Source organism: Fibrobacter sp. UWR4 (assembly GCF_003149045.1).
Lineage (GTDB): Bacteria > Fibrobacterota > Fibrobacteria > Fibrobacterales > Fibrobacteraceae > Fibrobacter.
On the sequence record NZ_QGDU01000002.1, the window covers coordinates 14,985 to 33,729 of the forward strand.

Annotated in this window: 11 protein-coding genes; 1 reads left to right on the forward strand and 10 read right to left on the reverse strand. The window is 49.0% G+C overall.

The window, feature by feature from the left end:
- Window positions 1-29: 29 nt before the first annotated feature.
- The 8 genes from BGX12_RS01220 to BGX12_RS01255 form a co-directional block, all read right to left on the reverse strand.
- Entirely contained in the window at window positions 30-1,610 is a 1,581-nt protein-coding gene (locus tag BGX12_RS01220; protein ID WP_109734281.1) for a glycoside hydrolase family 11 protein, read from the reverse strand.
- A 295-nt stretch (window positions 1,611-1,905) separates the two neighbouring features.
- Window positions 1,906-3,657, reverse strand: coding sequence for a glycoside hydrolase family 11 protein (locus tag BGX12_RS01225; protein WP_109734282.1), 1,752 nt, complete (start codon window positions 3,655-3,657; stop codon window positions 1,906-1,908).
- A gap of 314 nt (window positions 3,658-3,971) precedes the next feature.
- Window positions 3,972-6,677, reverse strand: a complete 2,706-nt coding sequence (gyrA, locus tag BGX12_RS01230) for a DNA gyrase subunit A (protein WP_109734283.1) — start codon at window positions 6,675-6,677, stop codon at window positions 3,972-3,974.
- Between the two features lie 60 nt (window positions 6,678-6,737).
- The gene (gene surE, locus BGX12_RS01235; RefSeq protein ID WP_109734284.1) at window positions 6,738-7,625 is read right to left on the reverse strand and encodes a 5'/3'-nucleotidase SurE; all 888 of its coding nucleotides are present in this window, start codon (window positions 7,623-7,625) and stop codon (window positions 6,738-6,740) included.
- A gap of 269 nt (window positions 7,626-7,894) precedes the next feature.
- Entirely contained in the window at window positions 7,895-10,021 is a 2,127-nt protein-coding gene (locus tag BGX12_RS01240) for an FISUMP domain-containing protein (protein WP_109734285.1), read from the reverse strand.
- Window positions 10,022-10,052: 31 nt separating this feature from the next.
- Window positions 10,053-11,609, reverse strand: coding sequence for an FISUMP domain-containing protein (locus BGX12_RS01245; protein ID WP_109734286.1), 1,557 nt, complete (start codon window positions 11,607-11,609; stop codon window positions 10,053-10,055).
- A gap of 195 nt (window positions 11,610-11,804) precedes the next feature.
- Window positions 11,805-12,560: a TrmH family RNA methyltransferase gene (locus BGX12_RS01250; RefSeq protein WP_109734287.1), complete on the reverse strand. Its 756-nt coding sequence runs from the start codon at window positions 12,558-12,560 to the stop codon at window positions 11,805-11,807.
- 249 nt (window positions 12,561-12,809) lie between these two features.
- Window positions 12,810-14,081 (reverse strand): PD40 domain-containing protein, encoded by a 1,272-nt coding sequence (locus BGX12_RS01255; RefSeq protein WP_109734288.1) that lies wholly within the window; start codon window positions 14,079-14,081, stop codon window positions 12,810-12,812.
- A 211-nt stretch (window positions 14,082-14,292) separates the two neighbouring features.
- Here BGX12_RS01255 and BGX12_RS01260 point away from each other — a divergent pair, with 211 nt between their 5' ends.
- Entirely contained in the window at window positions 14,293-15,699 is a 1,407-nt protein-coding gene (locus BGX12_RS01260) for a glycoside hydrolase family 5 protein (RefSeq protein ID WP_158278132.1), read from the forward strand.
- Here BGX12_RS01260 and BGX12_RS01265 read toward each other — a convergent pair.
- Both BGX12_RS01265 and BGX12_RS01270 read right to left on the reverse strand, forming a co-directional pair.
- Window positions 15,659-17,038 carry a glycosyl hydrolase family 8 gene (locus BGX12_RS01265; protein WP_109734290.1) on the reverse strand — a complete coding sequence of 460 codons (1,380 nt, stop codon included), beginning with the start codon at window positions 17,036-17,038 and terminating at the stop codon, window positions 15,659-15,661. The genes BGX12_RS01260 and BGX12_RS01265 overlap by 41 nt on opposite strands.
- A gap of 147 nt (window positions 17,039-17,185) precedes the next feature.
- On the reverse strand, window positions 17,186-18,742 hold the full coding sequence (locus BGX12_RS01270) for a hypothetical protein (RefSeq protein ID WP_199220718.1): 1,557 nt from the start codon (window positions 18,740-18,742) through the stop codon (window positions 17,186-17,188).
- Window positions 18,743-18,745: the final 3 nt, after the last annotated feature.

Here is an 18,745-nt window from a genome sequence, read left to right on the forward strand (position 1 = left end):
ATGTTTTTAGGAGTTGTTATTCAAGAAAATTACTTGACTACAGAAACCTTCTGGAAGCGGTTGCCCTGACGGATCATGTAGACACCAGCCTTCTGGAACTTAGCCATGAGAGCGTCCTGGAGAGAAGCGCCGTTCACGACATCCACACGGCCCATGAACTTGCCCTGCATATCGAACACCTGGAAGGTCTTACCGGAGGTAGCGAACTGAACGTTAGAGATCAGAGCATCCTTGCTGTCGGAAGAAGCTACAGGCTGAGACGCGGAGGAGTTCGGCTGCGGCTGAACACTTGCGGAAGATTCCGGTGCCGGAGTTGCACCCTGCTTGGAGAACTTTACAAAGTCAACGTTGGTGTTGTCGTTGTTGATGGTGATGCGAACAGTCTGCTTGCCTGCAGCAAGAGTAATCTTGCCAGTAGCATCTTCATAGGCATCCCAGTCATCTGTAGTACCATTGAAGCTAAGCTTTGCAGAGGCAGAGCCGACCTTCACAGTAATAGAACCCTTGCCAGAACCGTTGGACACAGAAGCAGTAACATCGTATTCACCAGCTTCCTTAACGTCAACGGTGTATTCCAGCCATTCTTCAGCAGCGGTATAACCGATTACACGACCAGTGCCACTCTTCACAACGTCAACAGAGGAATAATCTTCACCGCGGTAGTCATGGTCGCCATTTTCACCAGAAGCGCCCTGGACGCCGGAGTATGTTACGCCATAGTTACCGTTATCAAAGTCTTCTGCTTCGATGGTGCCCGGAATGGACATTGCCTTGAATGCAGAACGTTCAATTTCCTTAGGCGGTTCAGACGGCTGACCGTTATCGCTCATGTCGAAGTAGGTGTAGTTCACGGAACCAGTTGCGTTACCACCAGCTTCGTTCATCAGCATCACTTCGGTAACCTTACCGAACTTCAGAGTAGTGCTTCCACCGCCCTTGGAACCGCTAAGCTGAGCAGTCTGACCCTTGAAAAGTTCGTCCCACTTGTTGAAGTGAGCGGAAATATCAATGTGACCGCACTGACGAGGAGACTGACGAACGCTAAAGATCTGCAGGAAGGTAGAGGTACCGGTCTTGGAAGGTTCCTGCTGACGAAGGTAAGCATGGATGGTATAGGTAGCGCCATCCACAGTGATTTCACCACGCTTTGCGCCGATATACTGTTCGCTGGGCTTGCTATACCAGTCATCAACGATGTAGTATTCCACCTGGGGATTTACGGTCCAGCCGTAAACACCAATGTAGCCATACTGAGCGGAACCACTCTTGGTGTACTTATAGTCAACAGTATAGTGCTTAGTAGTATGATCAACACCCGGGCCGTTATCACCATAGCGGTAACCCACGCGAGCCAGGTAGTCCTGGTTGTTGGACCAGGTAGCTTCGAAAGTACCGTTATCGTAGTACTTCATGGAGTTGGAGCCACCACCAGACCACTGTTCGAAACCCCACGGGGTGCCAGAAATAGAACCAGTCTGATTGCCGTTCACGTTGTGGGCATTGCCCCTGGGCTTTGCCATTTCATCCTTACAAGCATCTGCTGCAAAGGATGTTGCAGCCATGCCGAATGCAAGCACAATACTTGCCTTAGCGAGAGAGGAAAAACTCATATCACTACTCCTTGAATATTCCTTTTTTGTTTATCCCTTTTCCTACATCAAAAATTAAGTTCAGCCATTCCAAACCGGAATATCCAAGAAGGACAAAGCGTTGTTACACATTACAACGCATAAAAGTTTACAATCCCCCTTGTCTCATTCAAAAGTGCAAACAAGCAATTTTCCAACCAACATTTTGGCATCAAGAAATTTGTTTGTACAAAAAAATTGCATCTGTATATAAAAAAAACGCCCCGCTTTTATGCGAGGCGTTTTCCATCGATAGAAAATTCAAACCAGTCGATTTTTACTTGACGCGAGCGGAGAACATGCGACCGTTTTCCTGCTTCAGCATATAGACGCCAGCCTTGTTGAACTGAGCCTTAAGAGCATCGTTCAAGGAAGTACCGTTGGCAAGTTCAATTGCGCCAAGGAAGCGGCCCTGCATATCGAACACCTGGAAAGTCTTACCGTAGTTGAAGAACTGAACATTGGAGATCAGAGCATCAGTGCTTTCGGAAGAATTCGGCTGGCTTGCAGAAGAATTCGGAGTAATTTCGGAACCCGGTTCAGCAGTGGTGAAGACCAGCTTGACGTCACTAATCTTGACTGCACCTGTAGCCTGTCCCAAATTGAAGGCAAACTGAGCGGCATCATCAGAAGCTTCTTCCATAGCAAAGATATATGTGTATTCCTTTTCCGTGGTGGTGATGTCAAACACCTTAGTGGCGTATGCACCCCAGGGGTCTACGGATTGCTGGAAAGAAACTTCGATCTCGCGAGCTACGTCAGCGCTAGCCTTAAAGGACAACTTGTACTTCATGCCCTTATCAAGAGCCACATTGTACTGAACAAGCTGCGGCATATAAGTTTCTTTACCAATAGTGGTAACGTCAACCGTAGCCGTGCCGCCAGCAACAGAAGTCTTTGCTGCAGAGCCACCCCAGTTTGTACCCTGCCCCAGGAACCAAGAAGATGCACCGTTACTTGTAGAAATCACACTGCTGCTAGGGAAATTACCATCCTTGAGAAGGTTCACTGTGGTTTCGCCAACCAATTCAAACTTGGCAACTACAGACTTTTCCTTGTCCATGGTTACAGTAATGGTTTCGTCAGAGCCGGTTGCACCACCTTCCCAACCCACAAACTTCCAGCCTTCGTTGGCTTTGGCGGTGAGCTGTACAGTTGATTTGGGAGCGTAATAATTTGCGCTAGGGCTCTTTGTCACAGTACCTGCAGCAGCCGGAGATGCAGTTACATTGAGGGCAAGTTCATCGGCACTGCCACCGATTTTCAGCAGGTTCTTCTTAACTTTAGCATAACCCTTTGCAGTACCCGTATTTCCAGTGTAGGATTCAATTTTCATGGAAGCAACTTCATACAGCTTACCCATCTTCATACCAGCTTTAGCCCATTCGCTGAAGTGCTTGGAAATAGAAATGGTACCCTTGGTACGATGCTGGCTCGTATTCGACGGGATGGACCAATACTGCTTAAAGGTGCTGGTACCCGAAAGAGAAGGCTGATTAATACGGTCGGTAGTATAGAAATCGTAGCTAATACCATCGATAACGGCAGAACCCCACTTTTTACCGCCCTGGGTAGGATTGTAGCTTCCGCGATCCTGGACAATGTAGTATTCAATTTCATTGCTGAAGCCACTGGGTTCGTCCCCTCTGTCGTAATAGCCCCAGCCATAGACACTGACATACTTCACGTTGTCGGTGGAGCTCCATTCCACATCAAATTCGGAGGTAATATTACCCACATTCTGTACGGTAACAGAGGAGTTAGATCCCCAACGTTTTCCGGTACGGGCTAACATGTTGATAGTACCCTGCCATTCAACTTCGAAAGCACCACCATTTTCAGCGCTTACGTTAAGCTTCATTGTTGCGGAACCGGCACCATTCTGGCTCCAGAGTTCGTAATCATAGCCACCGGCGCTACCCATTTTCTGGGATGTGCCATTGGAGCAGGTAACGGTCTGTCCCCAGGAAATGGAAGACGAAATTGCGGCCATGGCAAAGGCTGTTGTTAAAACTTTTTTGATACTCATGCTTATCCTTCTGAGTGGGGGGGGTTATTTGTTCTTTCTTCTAATTTATACTATTCTACATGGGTTGTTAAGCACGACTGAATCAATTCCGTTGTCGCTCTTTACAACACATACAACGGTCTGCACCCCCGTAAAATGGAGAAAAAAACGCAAGTCTGTATATACTTGTTAACGTTCTTCACCAAAATCGGCCCATGTTAACCAATTATTTTACAAAAAAAATATATCGCATAAAAAATCCGCCCTCGTTTTTTACGAGAGCGGATCTTAATTCGTTCCGTATTCTAGACACGATTTAGAACAAACTATTCAGCCTATTCGTTGTCGCCACCTTCGGAAGAAAGACCAATCTGCTGTTCTGTTTCGCTGGACTTTTCAACAGAATCGTCATCCACTTCAACGCCTTCCACATGATCGAAGGTTTCCTTGGCTTCAGCGGAATCGTGTTCGATGTCTTCGACACTAGGCAGTGCAGTTGCATCCTGGACAGTGTCGCCATCGTTCAGGCGGATGCACTTCACGCCAATGGCGCTGCGGTTGGTCAAGCGGATGGTTTCAGCTTCGATACGGATGACCTGACCTTCCTTACTGGTAATGATCAAGTCGTAGTCGTCAGCAACGCTTTCCACGAATACTGCCGGACCAGTCTTTTCCATACCGTCGGCGCTGAGGTTACGGACACCCTTGCTGCCACGCTTGGTCACGCGGTAGGAACTGGGCAGAGAACGCTTACCAAAACCCTTTTCGGTAATGGTCACGATCTTGTTGCCTTCCTTCAGCCAAATGAGGGAGATGACTTCGTCACCTTCGGCCAAGGTAATGCCCTTCACGCCGTGAGTGCCGCGGCCCATGCTACGCATGCAGCTAATGGGGAACGTTACTGCCTGACCCATCTTGGTGGCAATCATCAAGAGGTCCTTGGCGATAGGCTGATCGGCAGTTTCGTCGGAATCTTCAGATTCTGCGGCAGTCTGAGATTCAGCAGCCTGGACTTCTGCAGATTCGTCATTTTCATCGCCGGCCTGAGAAGCATTGAATTCTTCAGCAGACATGCCCACCAGCTGGACCTTCACCAATTCATCGTCTTCGTCCAGGCTGATTGCGTTGACACCAGCCTTACGGGGGCGGCTAAACAGAGTAAGGTCCATCTTGTTCACGATACCCTTCTTGGTGGCGAACACCAGGCAGAAGTAACCGCCGAACTTACGGACGGGAACGATAGCCTGAACCTTTTCACCTTCGGTAAGGCCAATGAAGTTGATGATGGGGCGACCCTTGCTATTGCGGTTGCCTTCGGGCAGGCGGTAAACCTTGGTCCAGTAGGCACGGCCCTTGTTGGTGAATACCAGCAGGTAGCTGTGGGTACTTGCGGTAAAGATCTGATCCACATCATCGTCGTCCTTGAGGCCGGTGCCCACAACACCCTTACCACCGCGGGTCTGAGCCTTGAAGGTATCGATGGGAAGACGCTTGATGTAGCCTTCCTTACTCAAGGTAATGACCTGTTCTTCTTCAGCAATCAGGTCTTCGTAATCATAATCGTCTACAGCATCTTCAATGGAAGTACGGCGTTCGTCACCGAACTTTGCAACCACTGCATCCAGCTTTTCAAGGACAATTGCCAGACGGCGTTCGCGCTTTGCCAGGATGTCCTTCAAGTCGGCAACGAGTGCAACCAGTTCGTTGTATTCGTTTTCCAACTTTTCCAAGTTCAGACCAGTGAGCTGTGCAAGGCGCATGTCCACGATAGCCTGGGACTGAATTTCATCCAGGTTAAAGCGTTCCTGCAAGCCCTTCTTAGCCAGTTCCGTAGTAGCGCTAGACTTGATGATCTGCACCACTTCATCGATATTCTGGGTTGCAATGCGCAAACCCTCGATGATGTGGAGACGAGCTTCAGCCTTGTTCAAGTCGAACTGGGTAGCACGGGTGATCACATCCAGACGGTGATCAATGTAAATCTGGATCAGGTCCTTCAGAGTGAGAACCTTGGGCAGGCCATTGACCAGTGCCAGGTTGTAAATGCTGAAGGTAGTCTGCATCTGGGTGTTCTTGAACAGGTTGTTCAGCACCACTTCTGCAACGGCATCCTTACGCAGTTCAATAACCACGCGGATACCTTCACGGTTAGATTCGTCGCGAATGTCGGTAATGCCGTCGATACGCTTTTCACGAACCAGTTCGCCAATCTTTTTACAAAGTTCGGCCTTGTTCACCATGTAGGGAATTTCGGACACGATGATACGGGGCTTACCGCGGCCATCCACATCAATTTCCGTACGGGCACGAACACGGGCACGGCCATGACCAGTCAGATAAGCATCGCGGATACCAGCACGGCCACAGATTACGCCACCAGTGGGGAAATCCGGACCAGAAACATAACCCAGCAAGTCTTCGCCGGAAATATCCGGATTTTCAGCCACAGCGTGGATTGCGTTTGCAATTTCACGAAGGTTATGGGGAGCCATGGAGGTCGCCATACCCACAGCAATACCAGTGGTACCATTCACCAGCATGTTGGGAATGGCGGAGGGCAACACCTTCGGTTCTTCCAAGGATTCGTCATAGTTGGGGCCCATGTCCACGGTATCTTTTTCAAGATCTTCCAGCATGAGCATGCCAAGGTTGTTCATCTTGGCTTCAGTATAACGCATTGCAGCAGCGCCATCACCATCGATAGAGCCGAAGTTACCCTGACCGAAAACCAGCGGATAGCGCAGGGAGAATTCCTGGGCCATACGGACCAAGGTTTCGTATACGGCGGAGTCACCATGGGGATGATACTTACCGATGACATCACCCACGATACGGGCGGACTTCACGGTGGGCTTATTGGGAACCACACCCAGCTTGTGCATACTGTACATCACGCGACGATGCACCGGCTTGAAGCCATCACGGGCATCGGGCAATGCACGAGCAACAATCACGCTCATGGAGTAGCGAAGGTAGCAATCCTGCATGTCCTTTTCGATCAGGGACTTGAACTGCTTGCCTGGGAGCATTTCTTCTGACATTACTTATCCTTTTTTAGTAGGAAGTAGGAAGTAGGAAGTAGACAGTTTATAATCAATTGTCTACAGGCCACCTCCCACTAACTTTTCATTTATCATCTCTTTTATTTTTTTCAAACTTTCATCATCGGTCTGGTCGATGTGATGGGGGGTGATGGTGGCGTAACCCTGGTTCAACAGATAGTCGTCACTATCCACAGGGGATTCATTCCATAATTTATCGCCATCCAACAGCCACAGCTTGTCGCCGCTACCGTCATCTGCATCTACGAGGCTATAGTGATCCGTAAACATCTCGTGAGCCATCTTCGTAGACTTGTAGCCCTTGAACTTGTCCTCGGAAACCTTGGGGAAGTTCACATTCCAGAAGGTGGCAGGAGCAATACGTTCAAAAAGGCGATCCTTGACCACACGTACCGCAAAGTCCACGGCAGTCTGGAGCAGGTCTCCCCCACAACCGCGGAGGGAAAGAGCAATGCCAGGGACGCCCCACAAGGCCGCCTCACGAGCTCCAGCTACAGTGCCCGAATACAGGGAGGACACGCCGGCATTTTCGCCCACATTGACGCCCGAGAAACAGACGTCAAACTCCCCTGCCGCAGAACTTACACCGGCACAGCCCTCAGGTTCGCTTTCAAGGCCGAACTTGGCAAAATGACCCAGCCCGAACTTGGCGCAATCTGCAGGAGTGCCGGACACGGAATAGAATTCATAAGGCCAGGCTTTTGTACCGTCGGTAGCCACGGGGGTGGTTTCATCCACGGGCACCTGTTTAACGCACAAACCTCGGCGCACGGTAAAGGCCTGAGAAACCCCGCTCTGCTCCGTTTCGGGGGCAAAAACGAACACATCAGCCACCTTGGACAAGGCAGCCGCAAGAGCGCGCAGATTGCCGCTCTTAAACCCATCGTCGTTTACGATGAGAACTCGTGTTCTAGGGGTATTTTGCATGCTTTTACAAAGATAGAAAAAAGCGGTTCTGCCACTTCAAAAAATGGTAAAAAAAGCGCCCCATTTCGGGGTGTTTTTAGGGGTAAAATCATCAATAAATTTCCTGTTATTCTTTGCGGCAAGGCATGTTGTGTTAGTTTTGTGCAACGGGTTTGCACCAGCGTGTAATTTAGGACCAGTCAAATGACAAAAGATGACATTTAAAGAAAATAGTGTAAAAAAGCCCAGGTTCTTGAACCTGGGCTTTTCTCTTTATTGTTTCAACACAATCAGCGATTCTTTACGCAGCGGACAGATCGCTTATATTTTTTTCCACTTGTGTATTTTGCAATTGATTTGTTGTTGTATACAATTTCGTAATAGGCACCAACGGTATCGTTGACTTCTTCGGCTAGCCAGAATTGAGCAGAGGTGCCGACGTCATCGTACGAATTTCCGTATGAATAGCCTGCAGGGAGGGCCGAGAAGCCGTAGGGATTTTTGGGGAAGTAGATATCCTTCCACAAGTTGCTTGCTTTCAGTTTTTCGCCAATGGTAAAGGCATCGTTGACGGTTTGGATGAGTGCGTTCCAGTCGTCTTTGGTGGAAACATGCCATCCATCGGGGCAAATTCCCTGTTCGGTTCCTTTCAGTGTGGCGACGTCCCATTCATAAAGTAGACCATAGATTTCGCAATTGCTGTCAACGTCATTGGGGCAAACGGAGCCGAAGTAACTTGCTTCGTTGGCATGAGGTTTATAGTTCAAGTTGTCGGCCATCCAGGTATCTTCGCCAATCTTTGTTGTTCGATAGACCTGCTTATCGCGAGTATCGGTAAAGGTTCCGAAGTCATTGAATTCGATAGGATCCACAGGTTCATCCATAAGGCAGCGCACCTGAAGGTAGGCCTGTTTTCTTGCGTAACTATGAATAGCCGCAGTTTTACTGCTACTGAAGTATACGACATTGCCAACGCTGTCGCGATTGTCTGCAGTCCACAGGTTTGCATCATAGCCCACACTGCGGAATTCACAGTCCGTGTAGGAATCGTAAGCTTTCATGTTGAATCCATATCTGTCGGTGTTCTTGCCACCACGCCATGTGACGGAGTCCTTGAGGACCGTGCCTGCATTCTCGATGCCGCCTACGTATTTGAACAGGGTGTCGTATTCCGCATCGGTAGGGATATGCCAGCCAGAAGGGCAGATTCCCCTGTGGGGAGCTTTCGTCTTGTATTTATAGAGAGAATAGGCCGTATCCATGGCGGCAGCCCATGTATAGTAGCGGCCCACGAAGCAGCTGTCCTTGGTTCGGCACTTGCTGTGGACATCGGCATCGGCGAAACCACCCTTGCTAACGTAGCGCAAGTTTTCGGCCATCCAGACTCGGTCACCGATTTGTGTGGTTTTGTAGACTTCGTTATCGCGAAGGTCCGTAAGGGTGTGGGCCTTGCTATCATATTTGGAGCCAGCATCCGGCGTGTGTTGAGCCAGGCTGTCGATATCGTAGTTTTCGAGGCAGCGGACAAAGTTTCCAATGTCATCAAAGAACCAGTACATTCCCATCCTGCCGGGTTCAATACTGATGGTGAGAGCATAACGGCTACTGAAGAAACCGCCGTGCTCCGAAGTCCATAAGCCAGTTTCATGTTGGCCCTGGTTATTGGTAGTAACGTATGTGTATCCGTTATAGGATCCGTATCCGCCGAAAACAATGGAAAATCCAAAGTCATCTGTTCCCGTATCATCGGGCCAGGAGCCTTCTACTTTTGAACGGAAGGCGGTTGCAAGGTTTGTGATACCGCGATCCTTGGCGTAGTTGAAGAGCATTCCCCAATCGGAGGGTGTGGGAATGTGCCAGCCATCAGGGCAGATTCCCTGGGGGTTCATGGCGTCGTTTTCGTTACAGTCTGCCACGGCGCCGAAGTTGGCCCCCCGCCAGGTGTACATGCGGCCGCATTCAAAGTGGGAATCGCGGGTTGTGGAATCTTTGGGATTGTCGTAATTCAGATTCTGCGCCATCCAGTTCTGGATGCCGATGCGTACAGTCTTGTAAACCTGACCATCGCGAGGGTCGGTCATGGAGCCGTATTTGATATCCGGATTCAGGTACTTGTCGGTGCTGACGCCTGCCTGAGCGCTGCTGCGGGGCGCTGCGCTAGAGCTGGACCCGTTGCTGCTGGAACTTTTCCCGGAACTGCTGCTGGAGTTTTCGCTGCCGCCCTTCACAGAGGAACTGTACCTGGAATCGGCGCTGCTCTTTGAATCTTTATCGCCCTTGGAGGAACTGCTGTAATCACCGTCAATTTCGGAACGATTTACGTCGCTGTCCGGTTCAGACGTGTTGGAAGCACTGCAGCCAAAAAATGCAATGGCGGCAAAAGGAATAATTTTCTTTAGGTTCTTCATGAAAATCATAATGCACCCCCTTTATAAACAGAGAATAACTTTATTTCGCCTCAGGTTTGAAGGCTCCGTTCATGCCACTTTCACGGAAGGACCATTCTCTATCCTTCGCACAACGAAGTGGAAAGGCTCGATTATTCTTACGTTCCAAAAAATGCACTTTGAACTCGTCACTAAAGATTTCAAGAGCATACGTTGTGGATTCATCATTCTCTGTAGACAACCAGTAGCCGTAGTCTCGCCTCAACCAGGCGGCATCACCTAATGCGTAATAATAATCGAAATAATCCAGGCCATGTGTACCAACCTTCGCATAACGGAGACTCTTGTAGCCATGCTGATACCCGGAAAACACTTTTGACCAATACCAAACTTCACTAGCATCCTCTTGGGAAATAATATGCCAGCCATCTGGACAAATCCCTTTTTTCTCCCCACAGAGGACTCCGTTTCCGCAGCCTGTATTCAAGGAATCCATGGCGCCAGCGTAACCATAAGCAATAAGATCTTCATGCCCGGCCACGGAATCAAATGTGTAAACATTGCCCTTAAGACTGGGAGTCGCAATACTGTCCATGTAACGCAAAGACTCGTTCATCCAAGTTTGTTGACCGATGGTTACAGTCTTGTAGACTTCCCCATCTCGAGCATCCAACAATTCTCCATAAGAGCAGGTATCAAAATCATCACCTCGGCAAGGAAGGATCTTTTCTGGATTTTCTACACAACGAACATGCATGCCATAGCAAGAACGATATCCACTGCAAGAAACAGGAGACGGATTTGTTCCATGGACAGAGAAGGAGGCGTTGTGCCCTGCCCAATAGTAGAATCCACCTAAAGAACTATTGTGGGCATCCATTCTGATAGCTTCATTGGTAAAACCTAGTCCCAATTTATCAGGCCCTGTATGAGACATATTAGGCCATTCCTTGATGCCCATAACATCGCTATAATATATACTAAGAGCAATCCAGTCCTCTGGACTAGCCACATGCCAGCCCTTAGGACAAATATCATCAGCCATAACCTCCTCTGGATAGAAGCCTTGTCCCGAAGAATCACAGCTATTGTTCACGATGCTCAAATTCACAACCATCCAATTCTGGTAGCCAACCCTAAGCGTGGGGAATACTACGTTGGTTCTTTCATCCAAAGCTTCACCATAGTAGCCCTGTTCCAACATTTCCTCGTTCAGGTGTTCCGTGGGGCAGCAACGATGCTGTTTGCAGCTGTAAGTGCCGCGGGGCATGATCTTTGCCACGGCGATTTCTTTTTTTGCATCGGAAGAAGAGGTTACTTTTGAAGAGGAAGAGTCATCGGAGGAATCGCTATCTGATGAACTACCCGCAGAATTACCGGATGAAGAACTTCCGTCTTTCTTGGAACTGCTAGAATTATTTGAATCGGAATCCGCACTTGAAGAGCCGCTCTGGGACTTGCCTGAAGAACTGGACACAGACTGCGTGGACGAACAGGATTTTTCCTTGGAATCAGAATCGTAATCGTCACTATCCGAGATACCGGAGCCTCCGCCACTGCAGGCGAACAGCACGAAAATCAAATGGACAAGCAGAATACCAAAAAATGATTTACGCATGTTAACCCCAACGTAATTTTTTAACTTCCTAACAAAGGGAAATATAAAAAAAGTTAACCATTCCTTCGCAGTCCTAATGTTGATTTCGCAATTGTTAGAAAGGGAAGTGACATTCCGCTCAACATAGGTTGAAATGTAATTCTGGTAAAAGAAGAAACAACTTCTTTTTCAAATAAAAACTGTCGCAGGTTCTTATTATGCAGATTTGTCCGAGCGGATCTTAAACGCCATGATGGCGAATGCTCCAGCCACGTTCATGCTGGCCTTGCGACCTGCCATGGGAATGGTCACCTTCATGGTGGTGGCGGCCATGATTTCGGGAGCGATACCCAGTTCTTCGTTTCCCAAGATAATCAAGCCTTTTTCCGGCCACGTTACTTTGTTTATATCGGGAATGTCTTCGCCGGTTTCAAGGGCGATAATCTCGTAGCCGTTTTCCTTGTGCCAGTTGATGCAGTCAAAGGGATCTTCCCAGCGCTTGATGGGAATCCATTCCTGGCAGCCGCGGGCGGCACTCTTCACCGTTACATGATCGGGACTGCAACTGTAGCCACTAAGGTGAACGCCTTCCAGGCCGAAGCAGTCGGTACTACGGATAATGGAACCCACGTTAAAGGCACTGCGAAGGTTGTGAACCAGCACGGCGAACTGGATAGGCTTTTCGTTTGCAACCTCGCGGTCACCCGGTTCCTGTTCCAGGTAAACATCACGTTCAAAGCCAAGGCCTGCGCGGGTGCGGAAAGTCTTGTACAGGTCAATCATCTGAGCCTGATTCTTGCCCACCAAAGTTTCTTCTGCAGGAAGCTTCATCCACTCAGCGTAGGTCTCGAACTCACGACGAGCGCGAGGAACGTCATCGCCCAACTGCAAAATGATGACACGCAGAAGTTCCGCCAAGCGCTTGTACTTGGAGGTTTCCTTTGTAGCAAGAAATTTCTTTTCGGAAAACATTTTAAGAATCGAGGGTTAGGACGTTTAGGGGCTAGAGACTAGGTTCTAGGGGGTAGGGCATTTTTAGGGGCTAGAGACTAGGTTCTAGGGGCTAGGGCCGCGGGATGCAAATACAAGCTATTTAAAGAGAGTTTCATCTTTATATCCCTAATCTCTAGTTTCTAATCTCTAGTTTCTAATTTCTAGTCTCTTTTGGAATTAGGGGCTAGATCCTTCACTTCGTTCAGGATGACACGCGGGAGGAGAACATTACTTGGCCTCGGCGACGCCTGCGGGAATATGTTCAGCACCCTCTGCACCCATGTTCTTGTCCATCTGGGTGCGGGTCAGTGCGTTTACCGCATCAGTCAGGCGGTCAATAGCCTTGATTAGTTCGTCCATCTTGGCATCGCTTGCACCACCTGCAACAGCGGCAGAAGCAGCGTTGGCGGCGGCAGCCTGAGCTTCAGCGGCAGGAGCAGCCTTAACAGGAACTTTGCCCAGCCAGATATCCGGCCAGCGGTCGTTACCGGAATGATAAGTAATGCGGGCAGCGGTTTCTACCGGTTCGCCAATCTTCCACATGTACAGTTCATAGTCGAACATATCGTGATCGTGGCCCTTGTCGGTTGCACCCCAAACAAGCCACTTGCCATCAGGAGAAAGACGAGGGAAATATTCATGACTGCGACGACCCGGCAAATCCATCAGGCGGACGTTCTTGGGAATACCGAAGAAGCCCACCTTTTCCACCTGCTTGCCATCCTTGGCAGAGAACCACAGGATTTCGCTAGGAGCGGCAGTACCACCATTACCAGTGGGATTTACGCGATAGAGTTTGGAGCCATCAAAATTCCAGTCAATCTGGCAACCGTCACCAGACTTAGTCCAGGTCTTCTTTTCCAGATCCCAGACGCCAGTTTCACGCATGGAACCGCGAAGCGTAATGGCCAAGTGCTTGCCATCCGGACTCATATTCGGTTCCTGAAGAATCACATCCTTCTTATTGAAAGCGACTTCACCATCCAGAATCATAGATTCTGCCTTGCTGGAAAGGTCCATTGCGAAAACCTTGCCTGCACGGCTAAAGACAATAGTCTTACCATCGGGACGCCAGGTACCCCAGGTAGCGTTGTCTACAACCTTAGTCTGGTTGGAGCCATCGATATCCATGGTCCAGAGTTCCCACTTTTCCGGATAGTTCGCGTCATTTTCAGGAACCCAACCGCCCTTACTGCGGTTAAAGAGTACCTTGGCACCATCGGGGGAAATACGGGGGAACCAGTCCACATTATCGCTATTGGTCAATGCATGGGCGTTGGAGCCGTCGGCATTCATGAGCCAGATATCATGATGGGAATTTGCACGGCTGGTAGACCAGGCAATCACACCTTCTACCTTTCCCTTCAGAGCATCAAGTGTTTTCTGTTCATCGGCTGTAGGATCTACAGCAGCACCCTTAGGAGCCCCCTGCTGGGCAAAAACAGAAGAACAGGCCAAAGCTGCAATCAAGGAAGCCCTTGCAAACTTCATCATTTTCATAAAAACCTCTAAAAAGGGAGGCGAACTGCCTTCCTACGCACTCTAAAAGATAGTAACAAAGTACTAAAAATTAGGACAAATCGTACCATTTCAGTCAAAACTATGTTGATAAGGAACACACTTGTTTCTTTCTGTAAACAACAAAAACCTTACATTCCGAACACTTTACCTTATAACGATATAATTTAAAGAAAAAAATATGAGGATGTTTATGAAGATTCTTTCCATTCCCGCCCTTGCCTGCGCCATGACTTTAGGTTTTGGATTGGCATCCGCACAGACCATTACTCCTACCCGCGTAGGTCCTGTGAGCCAGTATGGCCAGCTCATGACCGGCAAGAATTCCGCCGGCGAAGGCCGCATTTACGGTTCCTGCGAAGGCGTCAAGGACGGCGCAGAAGTCCAGGTTCGTGGCATGAGTCTTTACTGGAGCCTTCAGCCCCAGGCAGTGGAATACTGGAGCGATGAGGGCGTTTCTACCATGGTCAAGGACATGAACATCCAGATTGTCCGCGCCGCCATGGCTACCGGCAACGAAGACTGGTGGGGCGAATGGAACGGACAGCGCCTCAAGGGTTATGCTTCCGCACCCGACCAGCAGAAAGGCTTCATGAAGGCAGTCGTGGAAGCAGCCATCAAGAACGACATCTACGTGATTATCGACTGGCATAGCCACGAAGCTACCAGCCAGGTCAATTCCGCAAAGGGTTTCTTCGAAGAAATGGCCAAGACTTACGGCCAGTACGACAACGTCATCTTTGAACTGTTCAACGAACCCACAGACATTTCCTGGGATAACATCAAGAACTATGCCAACCAGATTATTCCCACAATCCGTCAGTATTCCGACAACTTGATTCTCGTGGGAACCCGCGCCTGGGACCAGCACCCGGAAGAAGTCATCGGCAAGGAAGTTACCGACAGCAAGAAGAACACTGCCTACACCCTGCACTACTACGCCAACAGCCACTGCGTCAGCGGCAACTATGACTGGGGTGGAAGCTGCGAAGGCGCCAACGGCGAAAAAGCAATCAAGGCAGGCCTTTCCGTATTCGTCTCCGAATGGGGTACCGGTAACGCCAACGGTGATGGCACACCCGACCAAAACAAGAATACCCAGTGGCAGACTTTCATCAACAAGTACAAGCTTTCCTGGGCAAACTGGTCCGCATCCCACATTAGCGAAGGCACCGCCGCATTCGGCAGCGGTTCCAACAAGACAAGCCTCAACTACACCACCTCTGGCAACCTTGTAAAGGGCTATCTGGCCACCAACCCCACCAATTACACCAAGTGTGCTGCAGGTTCCCAGGGTGGACAGCAGAAAGGTTCCACTACCGATCCTTCCCAGGGTGGTCAGCAAGGCGGACAGACTCCGAACCCGGAAGCAATCATCGGCATCAAGGCACCCAACGGTCTGAGTGTCGCATTCCTGGACAAGTCCCTTGAAATTTCCGGCGTGAAGGCCGCAAATGTCGAGCTGTTTGACCTGAAGGGCAATAAGCTCATGATGATTGACGGTGTTAGCGGCAACCTTTCCCTGGCAGCAGTTCCCGCAGGCCAATACCTGGTAAAGGTCACTGCAGGTTCCGCAAGGAAACTTCTACCGTATTCTTAGCATCACTATTCCACAGGTGCTTAACCACAGAACCAGAAATAGAAATCAGATCCACGGAAGCCTTACCGTTAACGGTCATCTGTAGAGTACGACCATCCAGCTTCAAGCCGAAAACGGCAGGGAGAGCCGAGGCTGCGATAGACAAGCCTGGATCAGCCGGATCGGTAGGATCGGTGGGATTGGAAGGATCAACCTTCTGACCACCTGCAGCAAGATTCGGCATGTTACCGGAAACAAGCAAACCATTCAACAACTTCAAGGACTGATTGAAGTAATTTTCGCGACCTAAGTTAACAGCTTCCTTCCAGTATTCGTCCAGTTTAGTCTGGTAGGACGGATCAGAAATCAAGGAAGTCATCAAGGAAGTAACGAAAGTACTGTTATGGTCATTACCCAAGTCACCAGACTCACGACGTACCGGGCCGCTCATTTTGGAAGCAGGGATGGTAGACACGAATGCACCCATCTTCTTATCCAGGGCGAGGGCACGCTGGTCCGCATGCCAACAAACGGCCTTTGCATTACGCCAGGGAGCACGAGAAGCGTCATAAGAATAGTAGTCATCTTCACTCTTACCATTCTTGTCCGTCCAGTCGTCAATAAGACCGGTCTTTACTTCATCGGAACTGGATTCATAAAGTTTCATGTTGGCGTCATATGCAGTAGTCTTCCAGAATTCTGCATTTTCCGTATCCACTTCTGCAAAGAGTGGCATGTAAGCCGGATCAAAATAACCCGGGTTCTTACGATTATAAGCGGCATCGCCCCAAGCGTCACCCGGCATATGCAGGCCATTAGATTCAAATTCATACTTCTTCATGGATTGAATCAAAGTTCTTGCATCGGTTAGGTACTTTTCATCACCGAACTGATGGTAAGCCATCACAAGAGCTGCGGCAGCATCAATATCCCCATCAAGGGCTGCACCATTGCCTGCATCCCAGGATTCAGAAAGATTACCAATCTTCCAGATCATAAGACCGTTCTTGTTCATGAACTTCTTGTAGAAATTCCAGATCTTATCGAATTGCGGCTGGTAACTCGTTTCGTTATCACTGAAATAGACCATGAGCAGCATGCCATAGCCCACACCTTCAGAGAAATAGCAGTCAGAACCGGGATCAGAACGGATGCCCGCAAGGTCACCCTTTTCGTTATACATATCTGCCATCCAGTCCTGGAACTGTTTCTTTAAATCGGCAGAGGCAGCAGCCTTGTCACTGAGCAAAGTCGCATTTCCACCGTAATCGGACATCTGGGGGAACGGGTAGTTAACGGCTGCCTGGGAGAGTCCAAAGGACATCAGCCCTACCAAGCTCAACTTGGTAAAGAAATTCATATATGCTCCTTTTATACCGCTTTTAGGGCGGACCAAACACATTTCTCCAAAAATAATGCATTTTGGTCCAAATGCAAACTTTTAAAAAGCCTACTAAGCCCAAGAAATGAATTAAATCACTAAATGCAGAGAATTTTCAGTAGGGAGTCAAGGATTCTGCCACTTTAATTCCCACTTTTTTGCAGGAACACTACGATGGCAATGAATAAAAGGTCTATCGAACACCACAAAGTATTCGTCTTGATAGACTCGGTTCCAAGCCTGTTTTCTTGAGTCCAAATCCGCAATCAGCTTATTCCAACGCGCATAATAACGTGTCGGAAGAATCACTCGGCCGATTTGATTCTGCACAGCATATTCGACAAAGGTTTCTGGATTTTCAGCAAAGCCGAGATACTGTTCAAAGAAATCAGCTGTCTTTAAAATAAAGCGACCATCAATATACGTGGAATCGGAAGGATTCACGAAAGCCAGGTAACCACCCGCACGATCGTCATTAAAAAGTCGCCCATCATGAGGATTGGCCTTCATCCATACCGCAGCGGCCACAGGAACTCGCTGATAAGAAACCATCGTATGATCATAGACCTGAAGCGAGCGGATCCAGAGCCCGAATATAAAGGCAATGAGGATGATAAATGCTGAACGCAGGATGCGAGAAGCTGATTCCGGCTCGGAGGCCGGAATGACGTTTGCGAAGGAGGCTACCTTAGGAGTAGTCAAAAGAACCACAAGGAGAACTGGCAAAAATAGGACTAAATTTCTTTCAGCCATTAGGGAAAGAACTGCGGCTACCAGCAGCGTTATATGAAGGATCATACTGCGGGAGTTGTCCTGAAGAACTTGCTTGCGAAGGAACAGTACTCGCAGGATTTCGTGTCCGATGGAAATAACAGCGAGGAACACCATCCCGAAAGAAACCAAGGTGTTTTCGCCAGATTGCAACAACGTGACAGGAGAGCGGTTCTCCGCGATTTCGCTTGCGAAGATGGTTGCAGACTGAGAAAGTCCAAGCAGTCTATCCAGAAGTCCAAAGGGATACAGGAAAAGGGAAAGTCCTTCCCTATGGAGGAACGGCATACAGAACATTGCCAGCGGGAATAAACCCCAGGGAAGCATTTTTCTGCGAGTATCCTCCGCCTTGAAAAATTCCACCAGAAATACACCTGCAGCCAATATCGGGCCAAGAACGAATAAGCCCTGAGTCTTACACCAGAACCACTGAATCACAAGCAGAACTAAACAGGCCGCCCATTTTTTTAAAGCCGTTTTCGTCTGAAATATAAAAGGCAAAATATTCCAGTAGATTCCCAGGAATAGAAGGCTAAAGACTACCGGACGCATTTCCATCTGATAGCGGAACAGGAACAGCAATACGATTCCGACGCAAGCGCCCAAAAAAGAAACTTTCCCCTCCCGATTCAAGAACGGTTTCATAAAGAGGGCAAAAACGATTCCCCACAAGATTGCCTTAAAAAATACAAGCGCCTGTGCGCCCCCTATTCCATAAACAAATGCAACAACTTGCTGGAAATAATAATGCACATTGACAACAGGTTCACGCACAGGAGTCCATGTGGTCACCCATTCACGAGCGCAGGCCAAATGCCACCATATGTCCGTATCCGTCAGGGGAAATACGGCAAAGGCCGCTGCCACGACGAACAGCAAAATCAAGAGCATTTTTCCATGCAATCGTTCCACAGA